This is a genomic window from Methylococcus capsulatus, assembly GCF_036864975.1.
In the GTDB taxonomy this organism is placed as follows: domain Bacteria; phylum Pseudomonadota; class Gammaproteobacteria; order Methylococcales; family Methylococcaceae; genus Methylococcus.
On the sequence record NZ_CP104311.1, the window covers coordinates 317501 to 341943 of the forward strand.

Here is a 24443-nt window from a genome sequence, read left to right on the forward strand (position 1 = left end):
GAATCACCCGCGGCTCCCATACCACACCGCGCGCGCACCGAAAGAGACGCGCATTCTACAGCATCACTGAATGACGTCAAGGGGTGAGACGAATTTTGGCAAATTTTCTTTTCCCCACCTGAATGATATGAGTGCCGCCGGCGGCCATCCTGCATTTCAGGTCTTCCACGCGCTCCCCGTCGACCTTGATGCCGCCCTGCTTGATCAGCCGAAGCGCTTCTGACGTCGATGCAGTAAGCGCCAGATCATGAAGGAGGTTTGCTATGGGATAACCGCCCTCGGGGACAGCGACGACCTGTTCGACCAGATCGTCAGGCACCGCATTGTCCCGATGACGGGCTTCGAAATTTTCGAGAGCCTTTCGCGCGGCCGCCGCACCATGGAAACGCTCGACGATCTCCTGACCCAGCTTGACTTTAATGTCACGCGGATTCGCACCTTCCGAGCACTCCCGGCGCCAGCGCGCGACTTCAGCCAGGGGGACAAAACTGAGGAGTTCGTAATAACGCCACATGAGATCGTCCGAAATGGACATGATTTTTCCGAACATCTCATCGGGCGGATCCGCAATGCCGATGTAGTTGCCCAGCGATTTCGACATCTTCTGGACGCCATCGAGCCCTTCAAGGATGGGCATGGTCATGACCACCTGAGGCGCCTGACCGTAGATTTCCTGCAGGTGACGCCCGACCAGCAGATTGAACTTCTGATCCGTTCCACCGAGTTCGACGTCGGCCTTGAGGGCAACGGAGTCGTAGCCCTGGATCAGCGGGTACAGGAACTCGTGGATGGAGATCGGCTGTCCGCCGGCGTAGCGTTTGGCAAAATCGTCCCGCTCGAGCATCCGGGCGACTGTGTGCTTCGCGGCGAGCTGGATCAGATCGGCGGAAGTCATCGCATTCATCCAACTGGAATTGAACATCACCAGCGTTCGCTCCGGACATAACACCTTGAAGATTTGCTCTTCATAGGTCTTGGCATTCTCGATCACTTCGTCCCGCGTCAAGGGTTTTCGCGTGACATTCTTTCCCGTTGGATCGCCGATCATGCCGGTGAAGTCGCCGATGAGAAAGATCGTTTCATGCCCCAGGTCCTGGAACTGCTTGAGCTTGTTCAACAGCACGGTATGCCCGAGATGCAGATCCGGCGCAGTGGGGTCGAATCCCGCCTTGATACGCAGAGGCTTTCCGCTTTCGATACGCGTTTGCAGTTCTTCCTGACGCAGCACCTCATGGGTACCGCGCAGCAATTGGGTCATTACATCATTCATGGAACGTCTTCGGAAGGTCGCTCAGTTGATTCGGCGCGGCCGGCTTCGGCCTGTAAAAGAGTCCAGTGCTGGACTCGCCAGAAGCGGTTTAGGATAAGGGAAAATGTGGGCCGGCGGGAGGGAATCCCGAACCGCCGGGAAAATCCCGCCCGGCGAACATACACACGTCGCCGGGATGGGCGGGGTACCGTCAGACAGAGAACGACGACCCACAACCGCAGGTCGTCGTTGCATTCGGATTCCGGATTACGAACTGGGCGCCCGAAACGCTTTCGGTATAGTCGATCTCGGCACCCTGGAGGTATTGAAGACTCATCGGGTCGACCAGCACGCTCACGCCGTTCTTCTCGACGACCGTGTCGTCTTCGTTGACGACCTCATCGAACGTGAAGCCGTACTGAAATCCCGAACATCCGCCGCCCGTCACGTAGACCCGCAGCTTGAGATTTTGATCGCCCTCTTCGGCCAGCAGCTCGCTCACACGACGGGCCGCGCTGTCGGTAAATTTGATGGTTTCTGCGCTCATATCGCACCACACTCTATCAAAATCAAAACGATAGAGTATTCCTAGTTCGATCGTCAAGAATTAAATCCAGGCAACCCCCGAGTGAGGTCCGGTCCAGTTGCAACGGCACTGAAGATGCGCCGGCTAACCCGCACCCAATTCGATGACTTCGAGCTTAACGAGCGCAAGCCCCGCCCCGATGAAGCCCAATTCCCTGGCGGCCCGCTTGGAAAGATCGAGAAGCCGGCCGTGACGGTGCGACGACCGATCGTTGACGCGAACCAGCACGCTGCGCTGGTTTCTGAGATTCGTGACCCGAAGGAGAGTACCGAAAGGAAAGGAATTGTGGACCGCCGTCAGTGCGTCGCGGTTGTAGCGCTCACCGCTCGCGGTCCGCCGCCCGTGAAACCGGTCGCTGTAGTAGGATGCCAACCCTACGCTACGGCTTCTTTTGTCGTACTTCTCATGAAGTGGTTTGGCTTGAACCAAATGACAGCTGGCCGCCAGCACGAGCGATAAAACACCCTGCGCTATCTTGCCGTTCACTTGCATCAGTCGACCTCCTGCAAGAGCTTCGTTGGGATATTGCGCCCGCATGATAAACAAGACCTGCGGCCATGGGCAACCTGCAAATGCGATTTCTTATGATACCTCGGCAGACGCCACGTCCCCGGCGGACAACGGGCAGACGATGAAGGATATGGCATAATTCCCTGCGCACACGGAAAATATCACCATCCATGGGGAACCCACAGCATCCGACTTTCGACGATCACACCCTCTGTGCGCTCGGCGTCAATGTGATAAACACCGAGGCCGCCGCGATAATTGCTCTGGCCGACCGGATCGACTCGAATTTCGCCGCCGGTTGCCGGCTGATTCTTGACTGCCGCGGCCGCGTGGTCGTCACGGGCATGGGCAAGTCCGGCCATATTGGGGGAAAAATAGCGTCGACCCTCGCCAGCACCGGCACCCCGGCGTTCTTCGTCAATCCTGGCGAAGCCTGCCACGGCGATCTAGGCATGATCACCCGCAACGACGTGGTGCTGGCTCTGTCCCATTCCGGCGAAACGGCGGAACTTCTGACGATATTGCCACTGATCAAACGACTCGGAATCCCGCTGATAGCCATGACGGGCAACCGCCTTTCAACGCTCGCCCGCCAGTCCAGCATCCACCTCGACACCGGCGTCCGGGAGGAAGCCTGCCCATTGGGACTGGCGCCGACTTCGAGCACCACGGCCGCGCTCGCCATGGGCGACGCCTTGGCCGTTGCACTCCTCGAGGCGCGGGGTTTCACGCGAGAGGATTTCGCGTTTTCCCATCCTGGTGGCAGTCTCGGCAGACGCCTTTTGACCTTCGTCCGCGACATCATGCACACAGGAGACGACACCCCTGTCGTCGGGCTGGAAGCCAGCGTGCGGGATGCGCTGCTGGAAATGACGGCGAAGAAGCTCGGCATGACGGCGATCGTCGATGGCGCCGGCACGGTTCAAGGCGTATTCACGGATGGCGATCTGCGCCGCCTGCTGGAAAAAGCCCAGGATATTCACGCGACTCCGATTGCCGCGGTGATGACCCGATCCTGCGTGACCGTCGAAAGCAGCCTGCTCGCCGCCGAGGCCGTCCGGATCATGGAACAGAAACGGATCAGTGCGCTGCCGGTCGTGGAAGACGGGCGACTGATCGGGGCGATCAACATGCACGATCTCCTGCGCGCGGGGGTATTGTGAGCAATCCGCGCACGCGCCGATGCCCCGGCCGGAACCGCCCGTGACGTCCCCCTTCAAAGCAAGCCAGGACGTCCTGGTCCGCGCCGCGGCCATCCGCCTGGCGATTTTCGACGTAGACGGCGTACTGACCGACGGCACCTTGTTCTTCGACCTCCAGCGAGTCGAATACAAAGCCTTTCACACCAGGGACGGTCTCGGCATCAAGCTGCTGCGGGAAAGCGGGGTCGAGGTCGCGGTGATTTCCGGCCGCGAATCCGAAATCGTTCGGCGCCGGATGGAGAGCCTGGGCGTCCGCCATTGCTTTCAGGGCTTCGAGGACAAACTCGAAGCCTTCGGCCGGCTCCAGGCGGACCTGGGACTGGCCGATGCTCAGATCGCACATGTGGGCGACGACCTGCCGGATGTCCCGCTCTTCAGGCGGGCGGGCCTTGCCGTGGCGGTGGCGGATGCCCATCCTCTGGCCGCCGAACAGGCCCATTGGCTGACCGCCCGGACCGGTGGCAATGGTGCCGCCCGCGAAGTCTGTGACCTGATCATGCACGCTCAAGGCACGCTCGATCTGGCGATGGCGAGGTTCCTCTGAGCACCCTGACGCGCCAGCAGTTCGTTGCGATCGCTTTGCTCGCCATGGCGGCACTGGGCAGCACTTGGTATGCGCAAAGAATCAAACCCAAAGAGGACGGCGATGCGAAAGCCGAACATGGTACCGTCGACTACTTCTCCCTCAACATCCGGCGAACGTCGCTGGATGAGAGCGGCAAGGCGAAGAATTTGTTAATGGCGCCGGTACTCACACACTACATCGGCGACGACCACACCGACTTGAAGGCGCCGGTATACACGATGTTTTCGAAAGAGGACAATCCGCCCTGGGTCGTTTCCTCCGAACATGGCACCCTCCGGCCGGACGGCACGATTGCCCTGGAAGGCGCCGTGCTGATTCAGCGGGACGCGGACCGCAATGGCCGGGCGATCCGGGTGGTGACGAGCAACGCCGTGGTCGATCCCAGCCGGGATTACGCCGAAACCGCAGACCATGTCGAGGTCGTCAGCGATCCGGACTTCCTCTCCGGCGACGGCGCCCAGGTTCATTTCGGCGATCAACTCAAAATTACCATTCTCTCCAATGTCCGCAGAAAACACGACGTGCGCTAGAACCAGAACGCTAGGCGTCCTCGCCCTGTCCTGCCTCTGGCCAGGCTTGACGTTCGGGCTTTCCAGCGACGCCAAGCAGCCGATCTACATCGAGGCCGATACCGCCACCTACGACGAGGCCACCGGGCAAACCGTGTACGTCGGCCACGTGCGCTCGACCCAGGGCAGCCTGATCGTGGACTCGGACAAGATGATCGTCTACCAGAAAGGCGGAAAAACCGAGAAGGTCGTGGCTTGGGGGAACCCGGTCCGGCTGAAACAGACGCCGGACGGAGGGAAGGAGGACATCCACGGTACCGGCCAGCGTGCCGAATATTTTCCCGAAACCGGCATTCTCATCCTGTACGACAAGGCCGTGGTCTGGCAGGGCGGCGACTCCACCGAAAGCGACCGGATCGAATACGACAGCCACAAGAATTTTGTGAAGGCGGGCGATCCGCAGTCGAACAAGTCACGGGTGCGCGTCAAACTGGCACCGAAGGCGGAAGCCGGGAAACCGAAGTAAGCCGATGAGCACCCTGATCGCAGAAAACCTCGGCAAGCGCTATCACCGGCGCACCGTCGTCGATGGCGTCAATCTGTCGATCGATACCGGAGAAATCGTCGGCCTGCTCGGCCCGAACGGTGCCGGCAAGACGACCAGTTTCTACATGATCGTCGGGCTGATACGGCCGGACCAGGGAACCATTTCGATCGACGGACGCCCTATCACTCACATGCCGATGCATGCGAGAGCGAAACTGGGTCTGGGATACCTTCCTCAGGAGCCGTCGATTTTTCGCAAGCTGACAGTCGCCGACAACCTGCGGGCAGTACTGGAATTCCGCCCGGAGCTGACGCGCGGACAGCAGGAATTGATCATCGAAGAACTGCTGGAAGAGTTCAGTATTTCCCACTTGCGGGACCAGCGGGCCGCAGGACTGTCCGGCGGCGAACGGCGGCGGGTGGAGATCGCTCGCGCTCTCGCCTGTGAACCTCGCTTCATGCTGCTCGACGAACCTTTCGCGGGTGTCGACCCGATTAGCATCATCGACATCCGCACCATCATCGAACACCTGAAAAACCGCGGCATCGGAATCCTGATCACCGAGCACAACGTACGCGAAACCTTGGGGATCTGCGACCGCGCCTACATCCTGGCGGCGGGGAAAGTCATCGCCGAGGGCAATCCGACTGAAATCGTGAATAATCGCGAGGTCCGACAGGTCTATCTGGGAGACAATTTTTCGCTTTGAGCGAAACGGCTTTTTGTTGCGGTTGCGTTGCGCTAACATAAGCAATTATCGCACCACACTGGAATACAGAGCGTTAGACCGATCATGAAACAATCACTGCAACTTCGGCTGGGGCAGCAACTGGCCATGACGCCCCAGCTGCAGCAGGCCATCAAGCTGTTGCAGATGTCCACGCTCGAATTGCAACAGGAAATCCAGCAGGCCCTGGATTCCAACATGATGCTGGAAGTCATCGACGAGGAAGAGCACGTCCTGAACGCTGCAAGCGAAGAAGCGTCGCTTACTTCCGCCGAACCCAGCTACGGAGAGCTCCCAGACCTCGATACTCAGACCACCATCCCGGACGAACTGCCGGTCGACTCATCCTGGGAAGATGTTTTCGACGGTATGCACAGCTATGCGCCGAGCAACGCGGCAGAGCCCGAGAACGAAGATTTCCTGGGGCAGCGCGGCAAAGGACAAAACCTGCAGGATTACCTGCGCTGGCAGATGGAGCTCACCCCTTTCACCGAGCGCGATCATGCGATCGCAACCGCCATCATCGACGCGGTGGACGATGACGGCTATCTGGATGCCACTGTGGACGAAATCACCCAGGGGTTGAGCTCGCAACTCGAAAATCTCGAACAGGACGAAGTCCAGGCGGTTCTGCACCGCATCCAGAACTTCGATCCGCCCGGCGTTGCTGCGGAAAACCCGGCCGACTGCCTGCGCATCCAGTTGCAGCAGATGCCCGAGAACACCCCTTACCGTGCTCAAGCCCTCGAACTGGTCTGCCACCACGTCGATCTGCTCGCCAAGAAGGATCTGGTTCGGCTCAAGAAAGCGCTGGAACTGGAGGACGACGAACTGGCCGCGGTGATCCGCCTGGTCCGGTCCCTCGACCCGAAACCCGGCCGCGCGGTGGAGCCCGACGACTACCAGTACATCATCCCGGATGTCTTCGTCTATCGGCAGGGGATCGAATGGGCCGTCGCCCTCAACCCCGAAATCGCACCCCGGCTGCGCGTCAACCCCTATTACAGCGGCCTGATCCGACGGGCGGACAGCAGCTCCGACAACGTCACCATGCGGAATCACCTGCAGGAAGCGCGCTGGTTCATCAAAAGCTTGCAGAGTCGCAACGAAACTCTGCTCAAAGTGGCGCGCGCCATCGTAGACCGCCAGCGCGAGTTTCTCGAGCTCGGTGAAACCGCGATGAAACCTCTGGTGCTGCGCGACATCGCCGAAGAAGTCTCTATGCACGAATCGACGATTTCGCGGGTGACGACCCAGAAATACATGCACACGCCCAACGGCATTTACGAATTCAAGTATTTTTTTTCAAGCCACGTGTCCACGGATTCCGGCGGAGAATGCTCGGCTACCGCGATCAAGGCGTTCCTCAAGGAAATCGTGAGCAAGGAAGAGGCGACCCGGCCCTTGAGCGACCATGCCATCGCCGGCATGTTGAAAGACAAGGGCATCAACGTCGCGCGGCGGACCATCGCCAAATACCGTGAAGCGATGGGCATTCCGCCGTCCAACGAAAGAAAGCAACTGTTCTAAGCGCCACTTAAGTTCCGACATTGGGAGAATCTCATGCAGCTGAGCATCAGCGGACACCACATCGACGTTACCGACGCCCTGAAAAACTACACCACCGAGAAGTTCCAGAGACTGGAACGCCATTTCGACCAGCTGTTCGACGTCCACGTCATCCTGTCGGTGGAAAAACTGCTGCAGAAGGCCGAAGCCACGGTACAGGTGACGGGTGCCAGCCTGTTTGCCGAAGACATCCAGGAAGACCTTTACGCCGCCATCGACGGCCTTGTCGACAAGCTGGACCGCCAGATCCTCAAGCACAAGGAGAAACTGAACCACCACGGCCGCCCGTAACCGGACCGTCACCCCCCGGTGATACCGTTCTGGGCATCAGCACACCAAGGCGCCGAAAGTCCCAAGATGCGGCTCATCATCGTCAGCGGTTTCTCTGGCTCGGGCAAGAGCATCGCTTTGGACACACTCGAGGATTGCGGCTACTACTGCATCGACAACCTGCCTGCCCCCCTGATCGAGCCGTTTCTCCAGCAGGCGATCGCATCCCAGTCGAGCGCGTTCGACAAGATCGCCATCGGCATCGACGCCCGCAACCAGAGCGCGAATCTCACCGGCTTTCCCGACATCCTGGCCAGAGCCCGGCGGCTGGGCGTAGACTGCCGGATCCTATTTCTCCACGCCGAGCCGGAAACCCTTCTTAAGCGCTTCAGCGAAACCCGTCGCAAGCATCCCCTCACCGACGCATCGGTCCCCCTCGCGGAAGCCATCGAGCTGGAGAGGCACCTCCTGGAACCGGTACTGAGCCGGGCGGACCTCAACATCGACACCACCTATACCACCATCCATCAACTGCGCGAGCTGGTCCGCCAACGTGTCGGCATCCCCAGCGGCGGGCTGATGTCGCTTTGCCTCCAGTCCTTTGGCTTCAAGCACGGCGTACCCATGGATACCGATTTCGTATTCGACGCCCGCTGTCTGCCCAATCCGCACTGGACGGCCAGCCTGAGGCCGAAGACGGGCAAGGACCCGGAAGTCGTCGCTTTTCTGGCGGAAAGCACGGACGTCCACGACTACCTGAACCACCTCACGGCATTCCTGGAACGCTGGATACCCTGCTTCTTGGCGGAAAACCGCAGCTATCTCAACGTATCGATTGGCTGCACCGGCGGCCAGCACCGCTCCGTTTATCTCGTCGAAGCGCTGGCCGAACGGCTGAACAGCGACCGCTACAACCTGCTGGTCCGACATCGGGAGCTCCCCCAGCCGGCCGATGAGAACCAAGGCGGAAGGTAAAACGGCGTCCTCGGATCTCGGGAACTCTCCCACCCTATCCGCGCGAGTAGTCAGAAATCCGCCCATGTGAGACGATCCGACCGTTCGCCGTCGGACATCCTCTCCGACAGCGTCTTCTTCGATGAACCTTAAGAATATGAAGGAAGGAGCCGAGATCCCATGAAGGTCTTCTGCGTACATCCCAGTCCTCTCATGTACACCAAGGTCTTCCTGCGCCTGGAACCGCTGGGCCTGGAGCTGGTGGCTGAGTCCTTGAGGCGCGCCGGACACGACATCCGGCTGATGGACCTGCAAGTGGAGTCCCACGCAGATTTCCTGCGCGAACTGGACACCTGGCGCCCGGACGTCGTCTGCTTCTCTCTCAACTACCTGGCCAACGTTCCCGAAGTCATCGACCTGGCCAAAACCGCCAAGACCCGTCTGCCGGCATGTTTCACCTTCGTCGGCGGCCACAGTGCCTCATTCGTTGCCAAAGACTTGCTGGACCATGGTGAGGGTCTGCTCGACTGCGTGCTGCGGGGCGAGGGCGAAGCCGGCGCCCCCAGATTGCTGGAGACCCTCGCCCGGGGCGGCAATATTGACGAGGTGCCTGGCGTGGTCAGCCTGACAGGCGAGGGGCCGCCGCCCGGCTTCACCAATAACCTGGACGAGCACCTCCCGGCCCGGGACCTGCTGAAGCACCGCCGCAAATATTTCCTCGGCACTCTGGACCCTTGCGCTTCCATTGAATTCAGCCGGGGTTGCCCCTGGGACTGCAGTTTCTGCAGCGCCTGGACTTTCTACGGCCGCAGCTATCGTGTAATGAGCACCGAGCGCATCATGGAAGATCTTCGGCGCATCAAAGAGCCCGGCATCTTCATCGTCGACGACGTGGCCTTCATCCAAGCCCAGCACGGCATGGAAATCGGCGAAGCCATCGCCCGCGAAGGCATCAGGAAGCAGTACTACCTGGAGACCCGGGGCGACGTCCTGCTGCGCAACAAGGAAGTCTTCAAGTTCTGGAAAAGACTGGGCATGGAATATATGTTCCTCGGTGTCGAAGCCATCGACGCCGAAGGGCTGCAGAAATTCCGCAAGCGCGTCAGCCTGGGCAAGAACTTCGAGGCCTTGGAGTTCGCCCGGTCCTTAGGGATAACCGTCGCCATCAACCTCATCGCCGATCCCGACTGGGACAGGGAGCGCTTTGAGGTGATCCGCCAGTGGTGCATGGAAATTCCGGAGATCGTCAACATCAGTGTCAACACACCCTACCCCGGCACGGAAAGCTGGCACACCGAATCGCGCCAGCTCACCACCCGCGACTACCGCCTGTTTGACATCCAGCATGCCGTTCTCCCCACCCGGCTTCCGCTGCCCGAGTTCTATGGCGAACTGGTGAAAACCCAGCAGGTGCTCTACAAGAAGCACATGGGCTGGGCCGCGGCGCGCGACACCTTGAAAATCCTCGGCGGCCATTTGCTGCACGGACAGACGAACTTCCTCCGCAGCCTGTGGAAATTCAACAGCGTCTTCAACCCGGAACTGCAGTTGGCGGACCACCGTCAACCGGTGAAATATCCGATGAGTCTGCCCCCTCCCCTCCCGGACCGAAAAATCGACGCAAAGACCCTGTACGTCCACCGCAGCCAGGGCCGCAAGAGCCGAGCCCTGGACGACGCCACGGAAAAATTCGTGGACGAGGGGCGGATGGGAGCGGCAACCGGCTGACGAGACACGGTCCAAGAGACACCGGTCGCCCCGCACCGCCGCAAATGCCCCAGCCATCGATTCGCCCGGCGGCGCCCTAATCTTCAGCCGTTCGAGGAGGAAACGGGCAGTTCGGCACTGTATCGTGTTCCGAAGAGACCCCCTCGGGGCCGGAACAATTTTATTCTTTGCATTCACGAAAAGACAGGAATATTCTTCAGAATAATTTGATACGAAAGAGTATCCGCCATGCTGCACCCCGAATCCGCCCCCGCTACAGACCGCGCCCGTGTCCTCACCCAGGCGGTCGTCGAATCGGCCCGCCGCTTAGGGCTGGGCTCCAGCGATTTGAAAAACATCATCGGCGCCAGTCAGCCCACCGCATCCCGCCTGCTGAACGGTCGTTACGTCCTGCCCGAAGGCGGCAAGGTATGGGAACTCGCCGTCCACTTCGTGCGTCTCTACCGCTCCCTGTCCTCCCTGGTCGGCGGCGACGACGAACTGGCTCGGAGCTGGCTGAAATCGGCGAACAAAGCCTTCGATGGTGAACGTCCGCTGGAGGTGATCAAACGCATCGACGGCCTCATCCATGCCTGTGAATACCTGGACGCCCACCGCGCTCGCCTCTGAAGCATTCCCATGGCAGGGCACCGGATGGCGGGCAGTGGAAGCCCAGCATCGCGTCGCCACCATGCATCTGACGGCGGGCAGGCTGGACGATCAATCGCTACTGGAAGACATCCTCGACGAAGCGAAGCCCCCCCTCCCCGCCGCCGCCGAAGGTCTGCACTGGCTGCTGGCGACACCCTTCCGGTATTGGCCTCTGCCAGGCGGATCGCGGTTCCGGCGGAGCACCGATCCCGGCGTGTTCTATGGCGCAGAGGAAAGGAAAACGGCCTGCGCCGAATGCGGCTACTGGCGGCTCCGGTTCTGGCTGGACAGCGAAGGACTCTCGGACCGCTCCGCCACCGTCGAACTGACCCTGTTCGAATTCGCCGCCGCGGCCGACAAGGCCATCGACCTCTCCCGCCCGCCGCTGTCGTCCGACCGGGATGCCTGGACACACCCATCCGATTACTCGGCCACCCAAACCCTTGCCGAGCATGCGCGGGATGCCGGCATCGAAACCATCCGCTACCAATCGGTCCGCGATCCCGGCGGATTCTGCCTGGCTTTGCTGACACCAAAAGTTTTCAAATCAGCCCCCGAACCCTACCGGAACAGCCAGCAAACCTGGAACCTGCTGATTCAGCCTCCCACCCGGATCGTCTGGCAACGGCAATTGGACCGGGAGAGCTGGGTGTTCGAGTTCTAGCAAAGCATCGAACCTCACCAACGCAACTACAGCAGTGCCTCTTTAACTACGCGGATAGAGCCGCAGAGCTTGGAGCAGCCAGGATTGGCCATTCAAGCCACTTCGGACACGGCTCGTATTCCCGGCCTCAGAGAGGCCGGCGAACCAGGCGCGTTTTCGGCGAGGCACGACAGCATCAGGCGATTCTGGCTGGCGTCCGCGTGTCACAATCCACCGATGGCCTGCACCAGGCCGTGGAGGGTGGAGAGCATGTGCTGAATCCGGGAGCGCAACACGGCCTGCCGGAATAGGCTCATCAGCTTGTAGGCGGGCATGGCAAAGCCCAAGGCCGCTTCGGTGGCCCAGAAGTCGCGCATGCTGAACGCGTCCAGACCGAAATCCGCCTTGAGTTCCTTGATTGCGGTTCTGTGCGGCAAAGCCGCATTCCGCTTCGCGGGACTGCCACAATCCGCCCTTCCCACCAGATCCCTCCCCTCGGCATGTCAAGCGTGGTCACAAACACCCTGTAGCGCCAGCCTTGAATGTCCGGATCGGCCGCACACAACTCCTGGGGGTCCATCGCAGGCTCCAGGGAGTGACCGGCGACGCCATCCCGAACGCCTCGTTACAAAGGGGGAAGCCCGGTCATTTACGAAGCACCTCGCATCCCCCTACCCCGGTCCGATGGGACCTGATAGATTACAGCCTTTACCACTCAGACCGATTTTATGCGATCCAATCCATCTGCTTCAGGAGTCCGGTGATGACTGAGCCTTGGGTATCCGTCGAGCAGCTCGTCGAGCATCTGGGCGTGACACGTGATTCGATCTACCGGTGGATTTCGCGCCGTGGGCTGCCGGCACACCGGGTGGGTCGCCTGTGGAAATTCAAGGTTTCCGAGGTGGATGAGTGGATACGCGGCGGTGGCGCGGATGAAGAAAAACACGGCGATGCGGCTCCGGCATCGCCGCGAAAAAAATAGAGGGATGGTCTGAATGCCCACACTCAACTGGATCGGCAAGGAAGCCGTCGTCAAACACCACAAGGAAGTGCCCTTCCGCCTGCTGGAGCCGGTGCCGGAACTCTCCTGCGGCCCGGCGGATACCGGGAACCTCATCGTGCAGGGTGACAACCTGCACGCGCTCAAGGCGCTGCTGCCCCGCTATGCCGGAAAGGTGAAGTGCATCTACATCGACCCGCCCTACAACACCGGCAACGAAGGCTGGGTGTACAACGACAACGTCAACAGCCCGGAGATTCGCAAGTGGCTGGGCGAGGTGGTCGGCAAGGAAGGCGAAACGCTGGATCGGCACGACCGCTGGCTCTGCATGATGTACCCGCGCTTGTTGCTGCTGAAACAGTTTCTGCGCGAGGACGGTGCGATCTTTGTGTCCATCGACGACAACGAGGTGGCGACGCTGCGGCTGTTGATGGATGAGGTTTTTGGGGCGAAGAATTTCGTGGCGACGGTTCTATGGCAGAAGGTCTATTCGCCGAAGAACTCGGCACGCCATCTCTCCGAAGACCACGACTACATCGTGATTTATGCCGCCAAGGCCGACGCTTGGAAACCGAATCTCTTGCCGCGCACGGAAGAACAGAATGCTGCGTACAAGAATCCTGACAAGGACCCGCGAGGCGTCTGGAAAACGAGCGATTTGTCGGCGCGAAACTATTACTCGGCGGGAACGTACTCGATCAACTGCCCCTCTGGGCGAGTAATCGAAGCCCCGCCCAAGGGAATGTATTGGCGGGTTTCAAAGGAAAAGTTCGAGGAACTGGACCGCGATAACCGCATCTGGTGGGGCAAGGATGGCAATGCCATTCCGCAGATCAAACGTTTCCTGCACGAGGTCAAGGACGGTCGGGTGCCGCAGACGATGTGGTTTTATCAAGAGGTTGGCCACACTCAGGAAGGCAAGAAGGAACTGCTCGAACTGGTCGACTTCAACTCGTCCGACGACGTGTTCATCACGCCGAAACCCACCCGGCTCATTCAGCGCATCCTGCAAATCGCCACCGACAAGGACTCCCTCGTCCTCGACTCCTTCGCCGGTTCCGGCACCACCGGCCATGCGGTGCTGAAACAAAATGCCGAGGACGGCGGCAAGCGTCGCTTCATCCTCGTCGAAATGGACGAGAACATCGCCCAGAACGTCACCGACGAGCGGGTGCGCCGCGTCGCCAGCGGCTATACCAACGCCAAAGGGCAAACAGTAGAGGGCCTCGGCGGCGGCTTCCAGTTCTGCCGCCTCTCCGCCGAACCCTTGTTCGATGCCGATGGCCAGATCCGCAGCGACGTGAAATTCGCGCAACTGGCCGAATTCGTCTGGTTTGTGGAAACCGGCACGGGTTTCCCTCACCCCCGGCCCCTCTCCCAGGGGGAGAGGGGAGAGCCATGTTCGCCGCTCTTGGGCATCCACGAGGGCCGTGCCATTTATCTGCTCTACAACGGCATCCTCAAGGACAAATCCGTGGCGGGCGGCAATGTGCTCACCGGCCCGGTGTTCGATGTACTGCCGAAGTTCGCCGGCCCGAAAGTGATCTACGCCGCCGCCAACCGCATGGGCGCCCGCGCCGCACGCGAGGGCATCACCTTCAAGCAGACCCCTTACGCGCTGGAAGTTTGACCATGCCGACCATCAGCATGTTTTACGGAATTTTGGTGGCCATGTATGTGCTGGATACCGACAAGCATCATCTTCCACACATTCATGTGCGTTACAACGAGTTCAAGGCGGTGATCCAGATTCCCGACGGTGAGGTGCTGGAAGGCGAATTGCCGACGCGGCAAATGAAACTGCTCCAGGCATGGATCGAAATTCACCGCGATGAACTGATGGCCGACTGGTACTTGGCCAGCACAGGACAGACGCCGTTCAAGATTGATCCCTTGCGTTGAGGAGGATGGCAATGACGCCCGATGTGGTTGAGGTAAAGGCGCTGCCCGAATACACGCTGCTCGTGCGTTTTGCCAATGGCGAGTTGCGCCGCTTCGACATGCGGCCGTATTTGCGTTATCCCGCCTTTGCCCACTTACAAGACCCGGCCTTATTCCAGAGCGCGCATGTGCAGCACGGCACGGTAGCGTGGACCAACGATATCGACGTCTCGCCGGACACGCTCTATCTTCGTGGCGAAACTGCAGGCGTAACGGCATGAACACGTTTTTGGCCAAAAAATACCAACAGCAGGTGCTCGACAGCGTGGAGACCTATTTCAAGGCTTGCCATGAATTGCCCTCGCCCTCGATTGCTTTCACCGCCACCACCGAACGCCTGTGGGGGCGCGGTTTGTCGTACAACCCGTTGTCGGGCTTTCCGACCGATATGCCGTATTTCTGCCTGCGCGTGCCTACCGGCGGCGGCAAGACCTGGCTGGCGGCGAAAAGCGTTCAACTCGTCAACACCCACCTGCTGCGCTGCGAGCACAGCGTGATTCTGTGGCTGGTGCCCAGCAAGCCGATTCGTGAGCAGACGATCAAGGCACTGAAGGATCGCAGCCACCCGTATCACGCCGCACTGCGAGAGGCGGGGCCGATCACGGTGCTTGATCTCGAAGAGGCCAAGAGCGTGACCCGCGCCACGCTGGACACCTCGACCACGGTGATCGTCGCCACGCGCCAGGCGTTTCAGGTGGAAGAGGAAGAGTGCCGCAAGGTGTATCAGTCCAGCGGCGCACTGATGCATCACTTCGACAACCTGTCGCCATTGCTGCGCGACGAGTTGCTGACCGATGGCGAAGGCAGCGAACGTACCACGCCCTACTCGCTGGCCAACGTGCTGCGTCTGCGCCGGCCATTCGTGGTGGTGGACGAGGCGCACAACAGCCGCACCGAACTGGCCTTCGACATGCTGGCGCGCTTCCGCCCCAGCGGCGTGATGGAGCTGACCGCCACGCCCGATCTGGAACGCACGCCCAGCAATGTGCTGCACAGCGTATCCGCCGCCGAGTTGAAGGCGGAAGAAATGATCAAACTGCCGGTGGTGCTGGAAACCGAGCCGAACTGGCAGCAGTGTCTGGCCGATGCCATCGCCCGGCGCGATGCCCTGCACAAGCTGGCGGATGAAGAACGCCGGGCAGGTGCGGCTTATCTGCGCCCGCTGGTGCTGATTCAGTCCGAACCGCGCCGCGCCGGCATCGAGACGCTGGATTTTGAGAAGGTAAAAAACGAGCTGATCGCCAACCACGGCATTCCTGCCAGCGAAATCGTGGTGGCCACCGGCGAGGAAAAGGGGCTGGAGCAGATCGATGCCGATTACAAGCTGGGCATTGCCGACCCGGCCTGCCCGGTGAAGTTTGTCATCACTCAGAAGGCGCTGGCCGAGGGCTGGGACTGCCCGTTTGCTTACATTCTGGTGAGCATGGCTTCGCTATCGTCGGCCACGGCGGTGGAGCAGTTGCTCGGGCGTGTGTTGCGTCAGCCTGATGCGGCGCACCGGCAGGCGAAGGCATTGAACCAGTCCTATGCCTTCGTGGTGTCGCGCAACTTTGCCGAGACGGCGGGCGCGCTGCGCGACCGTCTGGTGGCGGGCGCCGGGTTCGAGCGGCGCGAGGTCACGGAATTTGTCACTGCTGCCAAGGCCGAACAGGCGCGGCTCGACCTGGAGGGCCACGCCGGGCGCGTGGTCGTGCGGCCGGTGGCGATTACCTTGTCCGAAAAGCCCGACCTGAAGAGCGTACCGAAGCCGGTACGTGACAAGGTGAGCTGGGACGGCAAGCTCAACCGGCTGACGATCAGCACACCGCTCACGGAGGACGAGGCCGAAGCGCTCAAGGCAGCGGTCACTTCGGAAACGGCGGCAGCGGCGATTGCGGAAGCCGCCGAAATCAGCCGCACCACGGCGATTGAGTTTTTCCAGACGCCCGCCGAAATGGGCGAGCGTTTCCGCGTGCCGCAGTTGGCCTTGCGCGTGCAGGGCGAGCTGGCGCTGTTTGATGACCCGGAGGTGCTGGAGTATCCGTGGGACCTCTCACCCTGCGATGCCGCGCCGACGGCCGATGACCTGACGGCACTGGGCGCGGCGCTGAAAGTGTCGGAAGGAGGCGAGATCGACATCGACGAGGGCGGCCACGTCGTGTCCCGCTTCCTGCCCGAATTGCAGCGCGATCTGGGTCTCGTCTATCAACCCGAAAACTGGGATGAGATTCGCATCGCCACCTGGCTGTGCCGCAACCTGCCAGAGCAGTCGCTGACCCATGCCAGCAAGCAGGCCTTTGTCGCGGCGTGGCTCACCGATCTACTTCGCCGGGATGGCTTCACGCTGGCACGCGCCAATCTTCAGAAGTTTCTGATCCGCAATCTGGTCGAGGCGCGCATCCGTGAACTGCGCAAGCAGGCCGTGGGCAAGGCATTCCAGCAGACGCTGTTTGGCATGGAAGCCGCCGAGCGCGTGGCGGTGACCGATCAATACGCCTTCGAGTTTCACGCCCAGGCTTACGCCCCCAGCCGCGACTACGATGGGCGCTTTGGCCATTTTGATTTCCGCAAGCACTTCTATGGGCGCATCGGCGACTTCGACAGCCAGGAGGAATTCGAGTGCGCCTGCCAGTTGGATAAGTGGGCGCAGCAGGGGCGTATCCGGTTCTGGGTGCGCAACCTGGTTCGGCGCGAAGGCTGCTCGTTCTTCCTGCAAAAGGCCGATGGCCGGTTCTATCCCGATTTTCTGTGCCAGTTGCCCGACTCGGCAGGCCAGCCGGGGCCGATTCTGGCGGTGGAATACAAAGGCGCGGACCGCTGGAAGGAGGCTGAAGATGACCGCCTGATCGGCGGCCTGTGGGCCAATCTGTCAGAAGGCCGGTGCCGGTTCGTGATGGTCAAAGACAAGCGGTGGGACTGGATCGAACCGCTCCTGACATGACACTCGACTTCGCCGCTCTCGACGCCCTGCGTACCCGCCACCCTGCCTGGCGGCTGCTGCGTTCGGACCATGCGCCGCTGGTGGCGAGCTTTCTGCACCGCGTATTCGTGGCGCCCAATGTGCGCGTGATGAGCGAGGCCGATCTGGCCGAGGCGCTGGAGGACGAGCTGTTCGCCTTGCGCGAGCAGTGGGGATCGGAGGCGTACCCCAAGGGCGCGCAGGACTACCTGAACGACTGGGCCGCGCCCGACAAGGGCTGGCTGCGTAAGTTCTACAAGCCGGGCACGGACGAGGCGCAGTTCGACCTCACGCCGGCCACGGAAAAAGCCATCGCCTGGCTGGCGTCGCTGACCGAGCGACCGTTCGTCGGCACCGAATCGCGCCTGCTCACGCTGTTCGCGCTGCTGGAGCAGATCAGCGCCGGCACCGAGGCCGACCCGATCAAACGCGTAGCCGATCTGCGCAAAAAGCGCGACGAGCTGGACGCCGAGATCGCCCGCGTGCTGGCGGGCGATGTTCCACTGCTGGACGACACGGCGGTCAAGGACCGCTTTCAGCAGTTCCAGCAACTGGCGCGCGAGCTGCTGGCCGACTTCCGCGAGGTGGAACACAACTTCCGTCTGCTCGACCGGAAGGTACGCGAGAAGATCGCGCTGTGGGAAGGCGCCAAGGGTGCGCTGCTCGACGAAATCATGGGCGAGCGCGATGCCATCGGCGACTCCGACCAGGGCAGGAGCTTCCGCGCCTTCTGGGACTTCCTGATGTCCAGCCGGCGGCAGGAGGAGTTTTCCGCGCGGCTGGATCAGGTGCTCAAGCTTCCCGCCGTCGCGCAGCTTGCGCCCGAGCCACGCATCCGGCGCGTGCATCACGACTGGCTGGAGGCGGGCGAACACACGCAGCGCACGGTGGCGATGCTCTCACAGCAGCTGCGCCGTTTCCTCGACGACCGCACCTTTCTGGAAAACCGCCGCATCCTGGACTTGCTGCGCGGCATCGAGAGCAAGGCGCTGGCATTGCGCGAGGCCATGCCCTCTAGCACTGTGATGCACCTCGACGCCATGGGCGCGGACATCGAACTGCCGCTGGAGCGGCCGCTGTTTACGCCGAGCCTGAAACCGCGCCTGGCCGATTTGGCGCTCGTGGCCTTTGATGCCGACATCGATACCGCGCGCCTGTTCGACCAGATCGTGGTGGACAAGGCGCGCCTGCGGGCTGCCGTGCAACGCGCACTGCGGCACCAGCCGCAGATCACGCTGCGTGAGCTGCTGGAGACCGAGCCTCTGCGACAAGGACTCGCCGAACTGGTGGCCTATCTGGAACTGGCCCATAGCGGGGACGGCGGCGATGCCCTGGAGGGCTTGCGCGCTCTGGTCGATGAGGCCGTGATCGAGTCGATCCGGTGGCAGGCCTGCAACGCAGTGGGTGAAGCGGTGACGCGCGAGGCGCGCCTGCCCCGCGTGATTTTTACGCGCTGACGGTGTCCGGCGCAGGGAGAGAATAACGTGAACGACGCACTGCACGAGGACGATTCTGTTGATGCGCAGCCCACCACGCTACCGCCGGCGCCCGAGTTGTCGCAGCTGATGATTCACCTGCTCAAGGGCGTGCTTTACCGCGACGACGACGAGCGGCTGTGGGCGAGCCTGCTGCGCCTGCAGGCGCGGGTGCGGGAGCAGGCCGCCGTGCTGCTGCTCGATCTGGTGCTGGACGAGGCGGAAGGGTACGCCTTCTTGAAGAGCCGCCCGGACCCGGACGAATCGGAGGAGGCGCCGCGCTTGCCGCGGCTCGTCGCACGCCGGCCGCTTTCCTACCCGGTGAGCCTGATGCTGGCACTGCTCAGGAAGCGCTTGGCCGAGTTCGACGCCGGCGGCGGCGATACCCGGCAAGTGCTCTCGCGCGAGGACATCGCCGATCTCATACGGGTGTTCCTGCCCGAGGGCACAAACGAGGCTCGCTTGATCGACCAGGTGGACGCGACCATCGCCAAGGTGGTCGAGCTGGGATTTCTGCGGCGGCTCAAGCCTGCCGCCGGCAGCGCGCAGGACCGAGGCCAATACGAGGTGCGCCGCATCCTGAAGGCTTTCATCGACGCGCAGTGGCTGGCGGATTTCGACGCGCGGCTGGAGGTCTATCGCGTGGCGCTGTCGGGCGGCCCAGACCGGGAGAAGGCCAATGTTTGAAGCGGCGACGCTCGGGCTGGACTTCGTGGCCGACGACAGCCGGGTAGGATTTCGGCTGCAGCGGCTGGAAGTGCTGAACTGGGGCACCTTCGACAAGCGCGTGTGGCGCTACGAACTCGACGGGCGCAACGGTTTGCTCACCGGCGACATCGGTTCGGGCAAGTCCACACTGGTCGATGCCGTCACCACCTTGCTGGTGCCGGCGCACCGGGTGGCCTATAACAAGGCCGCCGGCGCGGATGCCCGCGAGCGGTCCTTGCGCTCCTATGTATTAGGCTACTACAAGAGCGAGCGCAACGAGGTGACGGGCAACGCGAGGCCCGTCGCGCTGCGCGATGCGTCGAGCTACTCGGTCATCCTCGGCGTCTTCCGCAACGAGGGCTATGACCAGGCGGTGACGCTGGCCCAGGTCTTCTGGCTGAAGGACCCGCAGGGCGCACCTGCACGCCTGTTCGTGACTACCGAGCGGGCTCTCACCATCGCCGATGACTTCAGCGGCTTTGGCAGTGACATCACCGCCCTGCGCAAGAAGCTGCGGGGCGCGGGCTGCGAGCTGTTCGACAGCTTCCCGCCCTACGGGGCATGGTTCCGCCGGCGCTTCGGCATCGAGCACGAGCAGGCCCTGGAGCTCTTCCATCAGACCGTATCGATGAAATCGGTGGGCAACCTCACCGACTTCGTGCGCTGCCACATGCTGGAACCCTTCGATGTGGGCAGCCGCATCGAAGCGTTGATCCGCCACTTTGATGACCTGGACCGGGCGCATCAGGCGGTGCTCAAGGCCAAGCGGCAAGTGGACTTGCTCGCGCCCCTGGTCGAGGACGGCGCGCGCCACCGGCTGCTCGCGGCCGAGATCCAGGGCTGGCGGGATGCGCGCGATCAGCTTCGACCGTATTTCGCCCGGCTCAAGGGCGAACTGCTGGACCGCCGACTCGGCTTGCTGGCGGACGATGCGGCCCGGCTCGATGCGCAGATCGAGCGCCTGGACGCGCAGCGTGAGACCGGGCGCGTTGAGATTGGCCGCCTCGAGCGGGCCTTGCGCGACAACGGCGGCGACCGCCTGGAGGAGCTGGCGGCTGAGATCCGCCGTCTGGATCAGGAGAAGGTGCAACGTCAGCACAAAGCCGACCGCTACCGGGACTTGCTGGCCCGCATCGATGAGGCGGCGCCAGCCGATGTAGCCGGTTTCCTCGCCCAGCAGCAGAGCATCGCCCAGCGTGCCGAAGACTTGCGTGAGCGCATTGCCGACTTGGACAACCGCGAGCGCGAAGAGGATTTCACTTTCCGCAAGGGCAGTGAAGAGCAAGCCGCCTTGTCCGACGAGATCGACAGCCTCCAGCGGCGCAAGAGCAACATTGACGCCGCCCAGATCCGCATCCGCGATGCGCTGTGTTCGGCGCTGGCGATCGGTGAGGGCGAACTGCCTTTCGCGGGCGAACTCATCCAGGTGCGTGACGACGAGCGCGATTGGGAGGGGGCGGCCGAGCGGTTGCTGCGCGGATTTGGTCTCTCGCTGCTGGTGCCGGACGCCCACTACAAGGCGGTGGCGGACTGGGTGGACCGCCAGCATCTGGGCGCCCGGCTGGTGTACTTTCATGTGCGTCCACGCAAGGCCGCGCAGGGCACCGTTCTGCATCCGCAGTCGCTGGTGAAGAAGCTCGTCATCAAGCCGGATTCACCACACTACGAGTGGCTGGAGCAGGAGCTTCGAAACCGCTTCGACGTGGCCTGCTGCGACAGCGGGGAGCAGTTCCGCCGCGAGGCGCGCGCCATTACGCGCGCAGGGCAAATCAAGGACCCGAGCGGTCGCCACGAGAAGGACGACCGCAGCCGGATCGACGACCGCAGCCGCTATGTGCTCGGCTGGAGCAACGCCGACAAGCTGCGGGCCTTGCGCGACCAGCGGGAGCGTCTGGAGGCAGAGCTGGCCCAACGCGCACAGCGCATCAGCGAGATCAGCCAAGCGCGCAACGAACTGCGGGGCCGGCTCGATGCACTTAGCAAGCTGGAAGAGTTCACGCACTTTGCGGACATCGACTGGATGAGCCTGGCCCGTCAGATTGCGGTACTCACCGAGGAACGCGCGCGGCTGGAAGCCGCATCCGATACGCTGCAAGAGTTGGGGCGCCAGCTCAAGGCCGCGCAAGATCGGCTTGCGGAGACAGAACGCAAGCGCGACGAGGCCCGGGACAAGCGAGCGGCGGTGGCCACCAAGCAAGCTACGGCACAAGACCTGCGGAATCACACGGTCCGCATCTGGGAGGGCGCGCCGCTGACCGAAGTGCAGATCGAGCATCTGGATGGCTGGCGTTCGCAGGCGCTGGGCGAACATCAACTGTCGGTCGAGTCCTGCGACAACCGCGAGCAGGAGGTGCGCAAGTGGCTGCAGGAGCGCATCGACGCGGAGGACAAGCGCCTGGCCCGTCTGACCGAGCGCATCGTCAATGCCATGCGCGGCTTCAAGGAGGAGTTCAAGGCCGAGACCGTCGAGATGGACGTGAGCCTGGCGGCGCTGCCGGAGTACGAGCGGATGCTCACCGGATTGAAGTGCGACGACCTACCGCGATTCGAGGCGCGCTTCAAGGAGCTGCTCAACGTCAACACGATCAACGAGATCGCCAACTTCAACGCCCAGCTCGCCCGCGAGCGCGAGACGATCAAGGAGCGCGTCGACTTCATCAACCAGTCGCTCCAAGCCATCGACTACAACCCCGGCCGGTACATCAAGCTGGTGGCGCTGCCAAGCCCGGATGCGGAGATCCGCGACTTCCAGCAGGATTTGCGGGCGTGCACCGAGGGCGCGATGACGGGCTCGGCCGACGAACAGTATTCGGAAGCCAAGTTCCTGCAGGTCAAGGCCATCATCGACCGCTTCCGTGGCCGTGAAGGGCTGTCGGACGCCGACCGGCGCTGGACCGCCAAGGTCACCGACGTACGCAACTGGTTCCTGTTCTCGGCCAGCGAGCGCTGGCGCGCCGATGGTGCCGAGCACGAGCACTACTCGGACTCAGGCGGGAAGTCGGGCGGTCAGAAGGAGAAGCTGGCCTACACCGTGCTGGCCGCGAGCCTGGCCTACCAATTCGGGCTGGAGTGGGGCGCCGTTCGTTCGCGGTCGTTCCGCTTCGTCGTGATCGACGAAGCTTTCGGGCGCGGGTCGGACGAGTCGGCGCAGTACGGTTTGCGCCTGTTCCAGCAGCTCAACCTGCAGCTGTTGATCGTCACGCCGCTGCAGAAGATCCACATCATCGAGCCCTTCGTGGCCAGTGTGGGCTTCGTGCACAACGAGGGCGGGCGCGACTCACGGCTGCGCTGCCTCACGATCGACGAATACCGGACACAGAAGGCCGCGGGAGGGCCTGCCAGGTGAGCTGGACCACGCCGGCCGACCTGCGCGCGCAGGTGCAGCGCCTGTGGGACCGCGGCGACTTGCTGCAGGCCACCGTGTCGGACACCCTCACCTGGCCCCTGCGCCTGAACCTGAAGTCCCCCTTGGCTTCCGACCTGTCCGACCGTTTCGAGGCGGTGCGCGAATGGGCGCACGCCATCGCCAATACCCCTCAGGTTCGCATCGAATGGCGGGAGTGGAATCACCGCGTCCAGGGCAAGCAACGGCTTCCGGCGGCCGTCTGGATCGATACCCTGCAGGACGCCTTGGCTTTCATCGGCAAGAGCAGACAGGCGCAACGCTTCGAGGCCTTGTGGCGACAGACGGCGGTTATGCAGCCGGCCTTGCTGGCGTGGCTGTCGCGGCGCCCGATCCGGGCGCTGGACCAGGCCGACCGCTGGGAGCGTCTGCTGGCCGTGGTCGCCTGGCTGCAGGCCCATCCCCGTCCGGCCATGTACCTGCGCCAGGTCGACGTGCCTGGGGTGGACAGCAAGTTCATCGAGGCCCACCGAGGCGTGTTGGCCGAGCTGCTGGACCTGGCGCTGCCACCAGAAGTCATCGATCTTGACGCGACCGGCGTCGTGCAGTTCACGCGGCGCTACGGCTTCCTCGACAAACCGGTGCGCATCCGTTTCCGCTCGCTCGATGCCACAGTGCCCTCTCTGCCGGGGTGCGCCGGCTTGCCCGACATCACTCTGGATGCCGCCAGCTTCGCGTCACTGGCGCTGCCTATCGAGCAAGTTTTCATCACTGAGAACGAGACCAACTTCCTCGCCTTCCCGGCGGCGGCGCGAGCCATCGTCATCTTTGGCGCCGGCTACGGCTGGGCGTCGTTGGCAGAGGCATCCTGGTTACACCGCTGCCGGCTGCACTACTGGGGCGACATCGACACCCATGGCTTTGCCATCCTGGATCAGTTGCGGGAGCACTTCCCGCAGACAGAGTCTGTCCTGATGGATGCGCAAACCTTACTGGCACATCGTGCGCACTGGGGGGAGGAACCCGACCCGGTCCACCACGATTTGTTTCGTCTTACTCAGGCGGAGGCAAAAATCTACGACGATCTTCGATGGGACCGCATACGACCCAGGCTAAGGCTGGAGCAAGAGCGTGTGGGATTCGGCTGGTTGAACGAACGGCTCCGGAAGTTACGGTGAAGTCCGCCGGTGAGTGGTCGCAGGTCTATGGGACGAAGCGGCGGCCACGTGATGGCCGGCCGCAGGTACGAGGTGCTGGCCGCGGCTCCCGGGGCCGGATGAAACGAGACCGCACGTGGGATTGTTCTCTGCCCCCGGAAAACCCGCCAT

The 24443-nt window shown here is 62.3% G+C and carries 24 protein-coding genes; 20 read left to right on the plus strand and 4 right to left on the minus strand.

Annotated features, from left to right (window positions below; all coding sequences use genetic code 11):
• Window positions 1–76: 76 nt before the first annotated feature.
• The 3 genes from tyrS to N4J17_RS01440 form a co-directional block, all read right to left on the minus strand.
• The gene (gene tyrS / locus N4J17_RS01430; RefSeq protein WP_198324169.1) at window positions 77–1270 is read right to left on the minus strand and encodes a tyrosine--tRNA ligase; all 1194 of its coding nucleotides are present in this window, start codon (window positions 1268–1270) and stop codon (window positions 77–79) included.
• Window positions 1271–1460: 190 nt separating this feature from the next.
• On the minus strand, window positions 1461–1853 hold the full coding sequence (gene erpA / locus N4J17_RS01435; protein WP_198324170.1) for an iron-sulfur cluster insertion protein ErpA: 393 nt from the start codon (window positions 1851–1853) through the stop codon (window positions 1461–1463).
• 66 nt (window positions 1854–1919) lie between these two features.
• Complete coding sequence (locus N4J17_RS01440) at window positions 1920–2327, minus strand: septal ring lytic transglycosylase RlpA family protein (protein ID WP_198324171.1); 408 nt, start codon at window positions 2325–2327, stop codon at window positions 1920–1922.
• Between the two features lie 188 nt (window positions 2328–2515).
• Here N4J17_RS01440 and N4J17_RS01445 point away from each other — a divergent pair, with 188 nt between their 5' ends.
• The 11 genes from N4J17_RS01445 (at window position 2516) to N4J17_RS01495 (ending at window position 11731) form a co-directional block, all read left to right on the plus strand.
• The gene (locus tag N4J17_RS01445) at window positions 2516–3508 is read left to right on the plus strand and encodes a KpsF/GutQ family sugar-phosphate isomerase (protein ID WP_232470737.1); all 993 of its coding nucleotides are present in this window, start codon (window positions 2516–2518) and stop codon (window positions 3506–3508) included.
• A 40-nt stretch (window positions 3509–3548) separates the two neighbouring features.
• Window positions 3549–4091 (plus strand): KdsC family phosphatase, encoded by a 543-nt coding sequence (locus tag N4J17_RS01450; RefSeq protein ID WP_277458537.1) that lies wholly within the window; start codon window positions 3549–3551, stop codon window positions 4089–4091.
• Window positions 4092–4135: 44 nt separating this feature from the next.
• Window positions 4136–4663, plus strand: a complete 528-nt coding sequence (gene lptC / locus N4J17_RS01455) for an LPS export ABC transporter periplasmic protein LptC (RefSeq protein WP_198324202.1) — start codon at window positions 4136–4138, stop codon at window positions 4661–4663.
• Between the two features lie 46 nt (window positions 4664–4709).
• Window positions 4710–5168 carry a lipopolysaccharide transport periplasmic protein LptA gene (gene lptA, locus N4J17_RS01460; RefSeq protein WP_232470738.1) on the plus strand — a complete coding sequence of 153 codons (459 nt, stop codon included), beginning with the start codon at window positions 4710–4712 and terminating at the stop codon, window positions 5166–5168.
• 4 nt (window positions 5169–5172) lie between these two features.
• Window positions 5173–5898, plus strand: coding sequence for an LPS export ABC transporter ATP-binding protein (gene lptB, locus N4J17_RS01465; RefSeq protein WP_198324174.1), 726 nt, complete (start codon window positions 5173–5175; stop codon window positions 5896–5898).
• Between the two features lie 84 nt (window positions 5899–5982).
• Complete coding sequence (locus N4J17_RS01470) at window positions 5983–7446, plus strand: RNA polymerase factor sigma-54 (protein ID WP_198324175.1); 1464 nt, start codon at window positions 5983–5985, stop codon at window positions 7444–7446.
• A gap of 33 nt (window positions 7447–7479) precedes the next feature.
• Window positions 7480–7776: a ribosome hibernation-promoting factor, HPF/YfiA family gene (hpf, locus tag N4J17_RS01475; RefSeq protein WP_198324176.1), complete on the plus strand. Its 297-nt coding sequence runs from the start codon at window positions 7480–7482 to the stop codon at window positions 7774–7776.
• A gap of 66 nt (window positions 7777–7842) precedes the next feature.
• Window positions 7843–8730, plus strand: coding sequence for an RNase adapter RapZ (rapZ, locus tag N4J17_RS01480; RefSeq protein ID WP_198324177.1), 888 nt, complete (start codon window positions 7843–7845; stop codon window positions 8728–8730).
• 159 nt (window positions 8731–8889) lie between these two features.
• Entirely contained in the window at window positions 8890–10437 is a 1548-nt protein-coding gene (hpnR, locus tag N4J17_RS01485; protein ID WP_198324178.1) for a hopanoid C-3 methylase HpnR, read from the plus strand.
• A 228-nt stretch (window positions 10438–10665) separates the two neighbouring features.
• Window positions 10666–11046 (plus strand): MbcA/ParS/Xre antitoxin family protein, encoded by a 381-nt coding sequence (locus N4J17_RS01490; protein WP_198324179.1) that lies wholly within the window; start codon window positions 10666–10668, stop codon window positions 11044–11046.
• 34 nt (window positions 11047–11080) lie between these two features.
• Window positions 11081–11731 (plus strand): RES family NAD+ phosphorylase, encoded by a 651-nt coding sequence (locus tag N4J17_RS01495; RefSeq protein ID WP_277458541.1) that lies wholly within the window; start codon window positions 11081–11083, stop codon window positions 11729–11731.
• Between the two features lie 203 nt (window positions 11732–11934).
• Here the strand turns inward: N4J17_RS01495 and N4J17_RS01500 are convergent, their stop codons facing one another.
• Complete coding sequence (locus N4J17_RS01500) at window positions 11935–12147, minus strand: hypothetical protein (protein ID WP_198324181.1); 213 nt, start codon at window positions 12145–12147, stop codon at window positions 11935–11937.
• A gap of 326 nt (window positions 12148–12473) precedes the next feature.
• Between N4J17_RS01500 and N4J17_RS01505 the strand changes: the two genes are divergently transcribed.
• From N4J17_RS01505 to N4J17_RS01545, 9 genes are read left to right on the plus strand one after another with little or no spacing between them, the layout of a single operon-like run.
• Window positions 12474–12692: a helix-turn-helix domain-containing protein gene (locus tag N4J17_RS01505; RefSeq protein WP_198324182.1), complete on the plus strand. Its 219-nt coding sequence runs from the start codon at window positions 12474–12476 to the stop codon at window positions 12690–12692.
• Window positions 12693–12705: 13 nt separating this feature from the next.
• The gene (locus N4J17_RS01510) at window positions 12706–14340 is read left to right on the plus strand and encodes a site-specific DNA-methyltransferase (protein WP_198324183.1); all 1635 of its coding nucleotides are present in this window, start codon (window positions 12706–12708) and stop codon (window positions 14338–14340) included.
• 2 nt (window positions 14341–14342) lie between these two features.
• Entirely contained in the window at window positions 14343–14612 is a 270-nt protein-coding gene (locus N4J17_RS01515; protein WP_198324184.1) for a DUF4160 domain-containing protein, read from the plus strand.
• Window positions 14613–14623: 11 nt separating this feature from the next.
• Entirely contained in the window at window positions 14624–14872 is a 249-nt protein-coding gene (locus N4J17_RS01520) for a DUF2442 domain-containing protein (protein WP_198324185.1), read from the plus strand.
• Window positions 14869–17571, plus strand: coding sequence for a DEAD/DEAH box helicase (locus N4J17_RS01525; protein ID WP_198324186.1), 2703 nt, complete (start codon window positions 14869–14871; stop codon window positions 17569–17571). The genes N4J17_RS01520 and N4J17_RS01525 overlap by 4 nt, the downstream gene beginning before the upstream one ends.
• On the plus strand, window positions 17541–19046 hold the full coding sequence (locus N4J17_RS01530) for a DUF3375 domain-containing protein (protein ID WP_277458545.1): 1506 nt from the start codon (window positions 17541–17543) through the stop codon (window positions 19044–19046). The genes N4J17_RS01525 and N4J17_RS01530 overlap by 31 nt, the downstream gene beginning before the upstream one ends.
• Window positions 19047–19073: 27 nt before the next feature.
• Window positions 19074–19751 carry a DUF4194 domain-containing protein gene (locus N4J17_RS01535; protein ID WP_277458546.1) on the plus strand — a complete coding sequence of 226 codons (678 nt, stop codon included), beginning with the start codon at window positions 19074–19076 and terminating at the stop codon, window positions 19749–19751.
• A complete protein-coding gene (locus N4J17_RS01540; protein WP_198324187.1) occupies window positions 19744–23118 on the plus strand; it encodes an ATP-binding protein in 3375 nt (1124 codons plus the stop codon). Before N4J17_RS01535 ends, N4J17_RS01540 begins: the two co-directional genes overlap by 8 nt.
• Window positions 23115–24293 carry a DUF3322 domain-containing protein gene (locus tag N4J17_RS01545; RefSeq protein ID WP_277458548.1) on the plus strand — a complete coding sequence of 393 codons (1179 nt, stop codon included), beginning with the start codon at window positions 23115–23117 and terminating at the stop codon, window positions 24291–24293. The genes N4J17_RS01540 and N4J17_RS01545 overlap by 4 nt, the downstream gene beginning before the upstream one ends.
• The last annotated feature ends 150 nt before the right edge of the window (window positions 24294–24443 follow it).

Excerpts from the sequence above, each read along its gene's own strand:
- lptC (WP_198324202.1), top strand. The coding sequence starts at position 4,136 with ATGGCGGCACTGGGCAGCACTTGGTATGCGCAAAGAATCAAACCCAAA.
- N4J17_RS01490 (WP_198324179.1), top strand. The coding sequence starts at position 10,666 with ATGCTGCACCCCGAATCCGCCCCCGCTACAGACCGCGCCCGTGTCCTC.
- N4J17_RS01445 (WP_232470737.1), top strand. The coding sequence starts at position 2,516 with ATGGGGAACCCACAGCATCCGACTTTCGACGATCACACCCTCTGTGCG.
- N4J17_RS01540 (WP_198324187.1), top strand. The coding sequence starts at position 19,744 with ATGTTTGAAGCGGCGACGCTCGGGCTGGACTTCGTGGCCGACGACAGC.
- N4J17_RS01520 (WP_198324185.1), top strand. The coding sequence starts at position 14,624 with ATGACGCCCGATGTGGTTGAGGTAAAGGCGCTGCCCGAATACACGCTG.
- hpf (WP_198324176.1), top strand. The coding sequence starts at position 7,480 with ATGCAGCTGAGCATCAGCGGACACCACATCGACGTTACCGACGCCCTG.
- N4J17_RS01525 (WP_198324186.1), top strand. The coding sequence starts at position 14,869 with ATGAACACGTTTTTGGCCAAAAAATACCAACAGCAGGTGCTCGACAGC.
- rapZ (WP_198324177.1), top strand. The coding sequence starts at position 7,843 with ATGCGGCTCATCATCGTCAGCGGTTTCTCTGGCTCGGGCAAGAGCATC.
- N4J17_RS01440 (WP_198324171.1), bottom strand. The coding sequence starts at position 2,327 with ATGCAAGTGAACGGCAAGATAGCGCAGGGTGTTTTATCGCTCGTGCTG.
- N4J17_RS01505 (WP_198324182.1), top strand. The coding sequence starts at position 12,474 with ATGACTGAGCCTTGGGTATCCGTCGAGCAGCTCGTCGAGCATCTGGGC.
- N4J17_RS01470 (WP_198324175.1), top strand. The coding sequence starts at position 5,983 with ATGAAACAATCACTGCAACTTCGGCTGGGGCAGCAACTGGCCATGACG.
- N4J17_RS01515 (WP_198324184.1), top strand. The coding sequence starts at position 14,343 with ATGCCGACCATCAGCATGTTTTACGGAATTTTGGTGGCCATGTATGTG.
- N4J17_RS01510 (WP_198324183.1), top strand. The coding sequence starts at position 12,706 with ATGCCCACACTCAACTGGATCGGCAAGGAAGCCGTCGTCAAACACCAC.
- tyrS (WP_198324169.1), bottom strand. The coding sequence starts at position 1,270 with ATGAATGATGTAATGACCCAATTGCTGCGCGGTACCCATGAGGTGCTG.
- hpnR (WP_198324178.1), top strand. The coding sequence starts at position 8,890 with ATGAAGGTCTTCTGCGTACATCCCAGTCCTCTCATGTACACCAAGGTC.
- lptB (WP_198324174.1), top strand. The coding sequence starts at position 5,173 with ATGAGCACCCTGATCGCAGAAAACCTCGGCAAGCGCTATCACCGGCGC.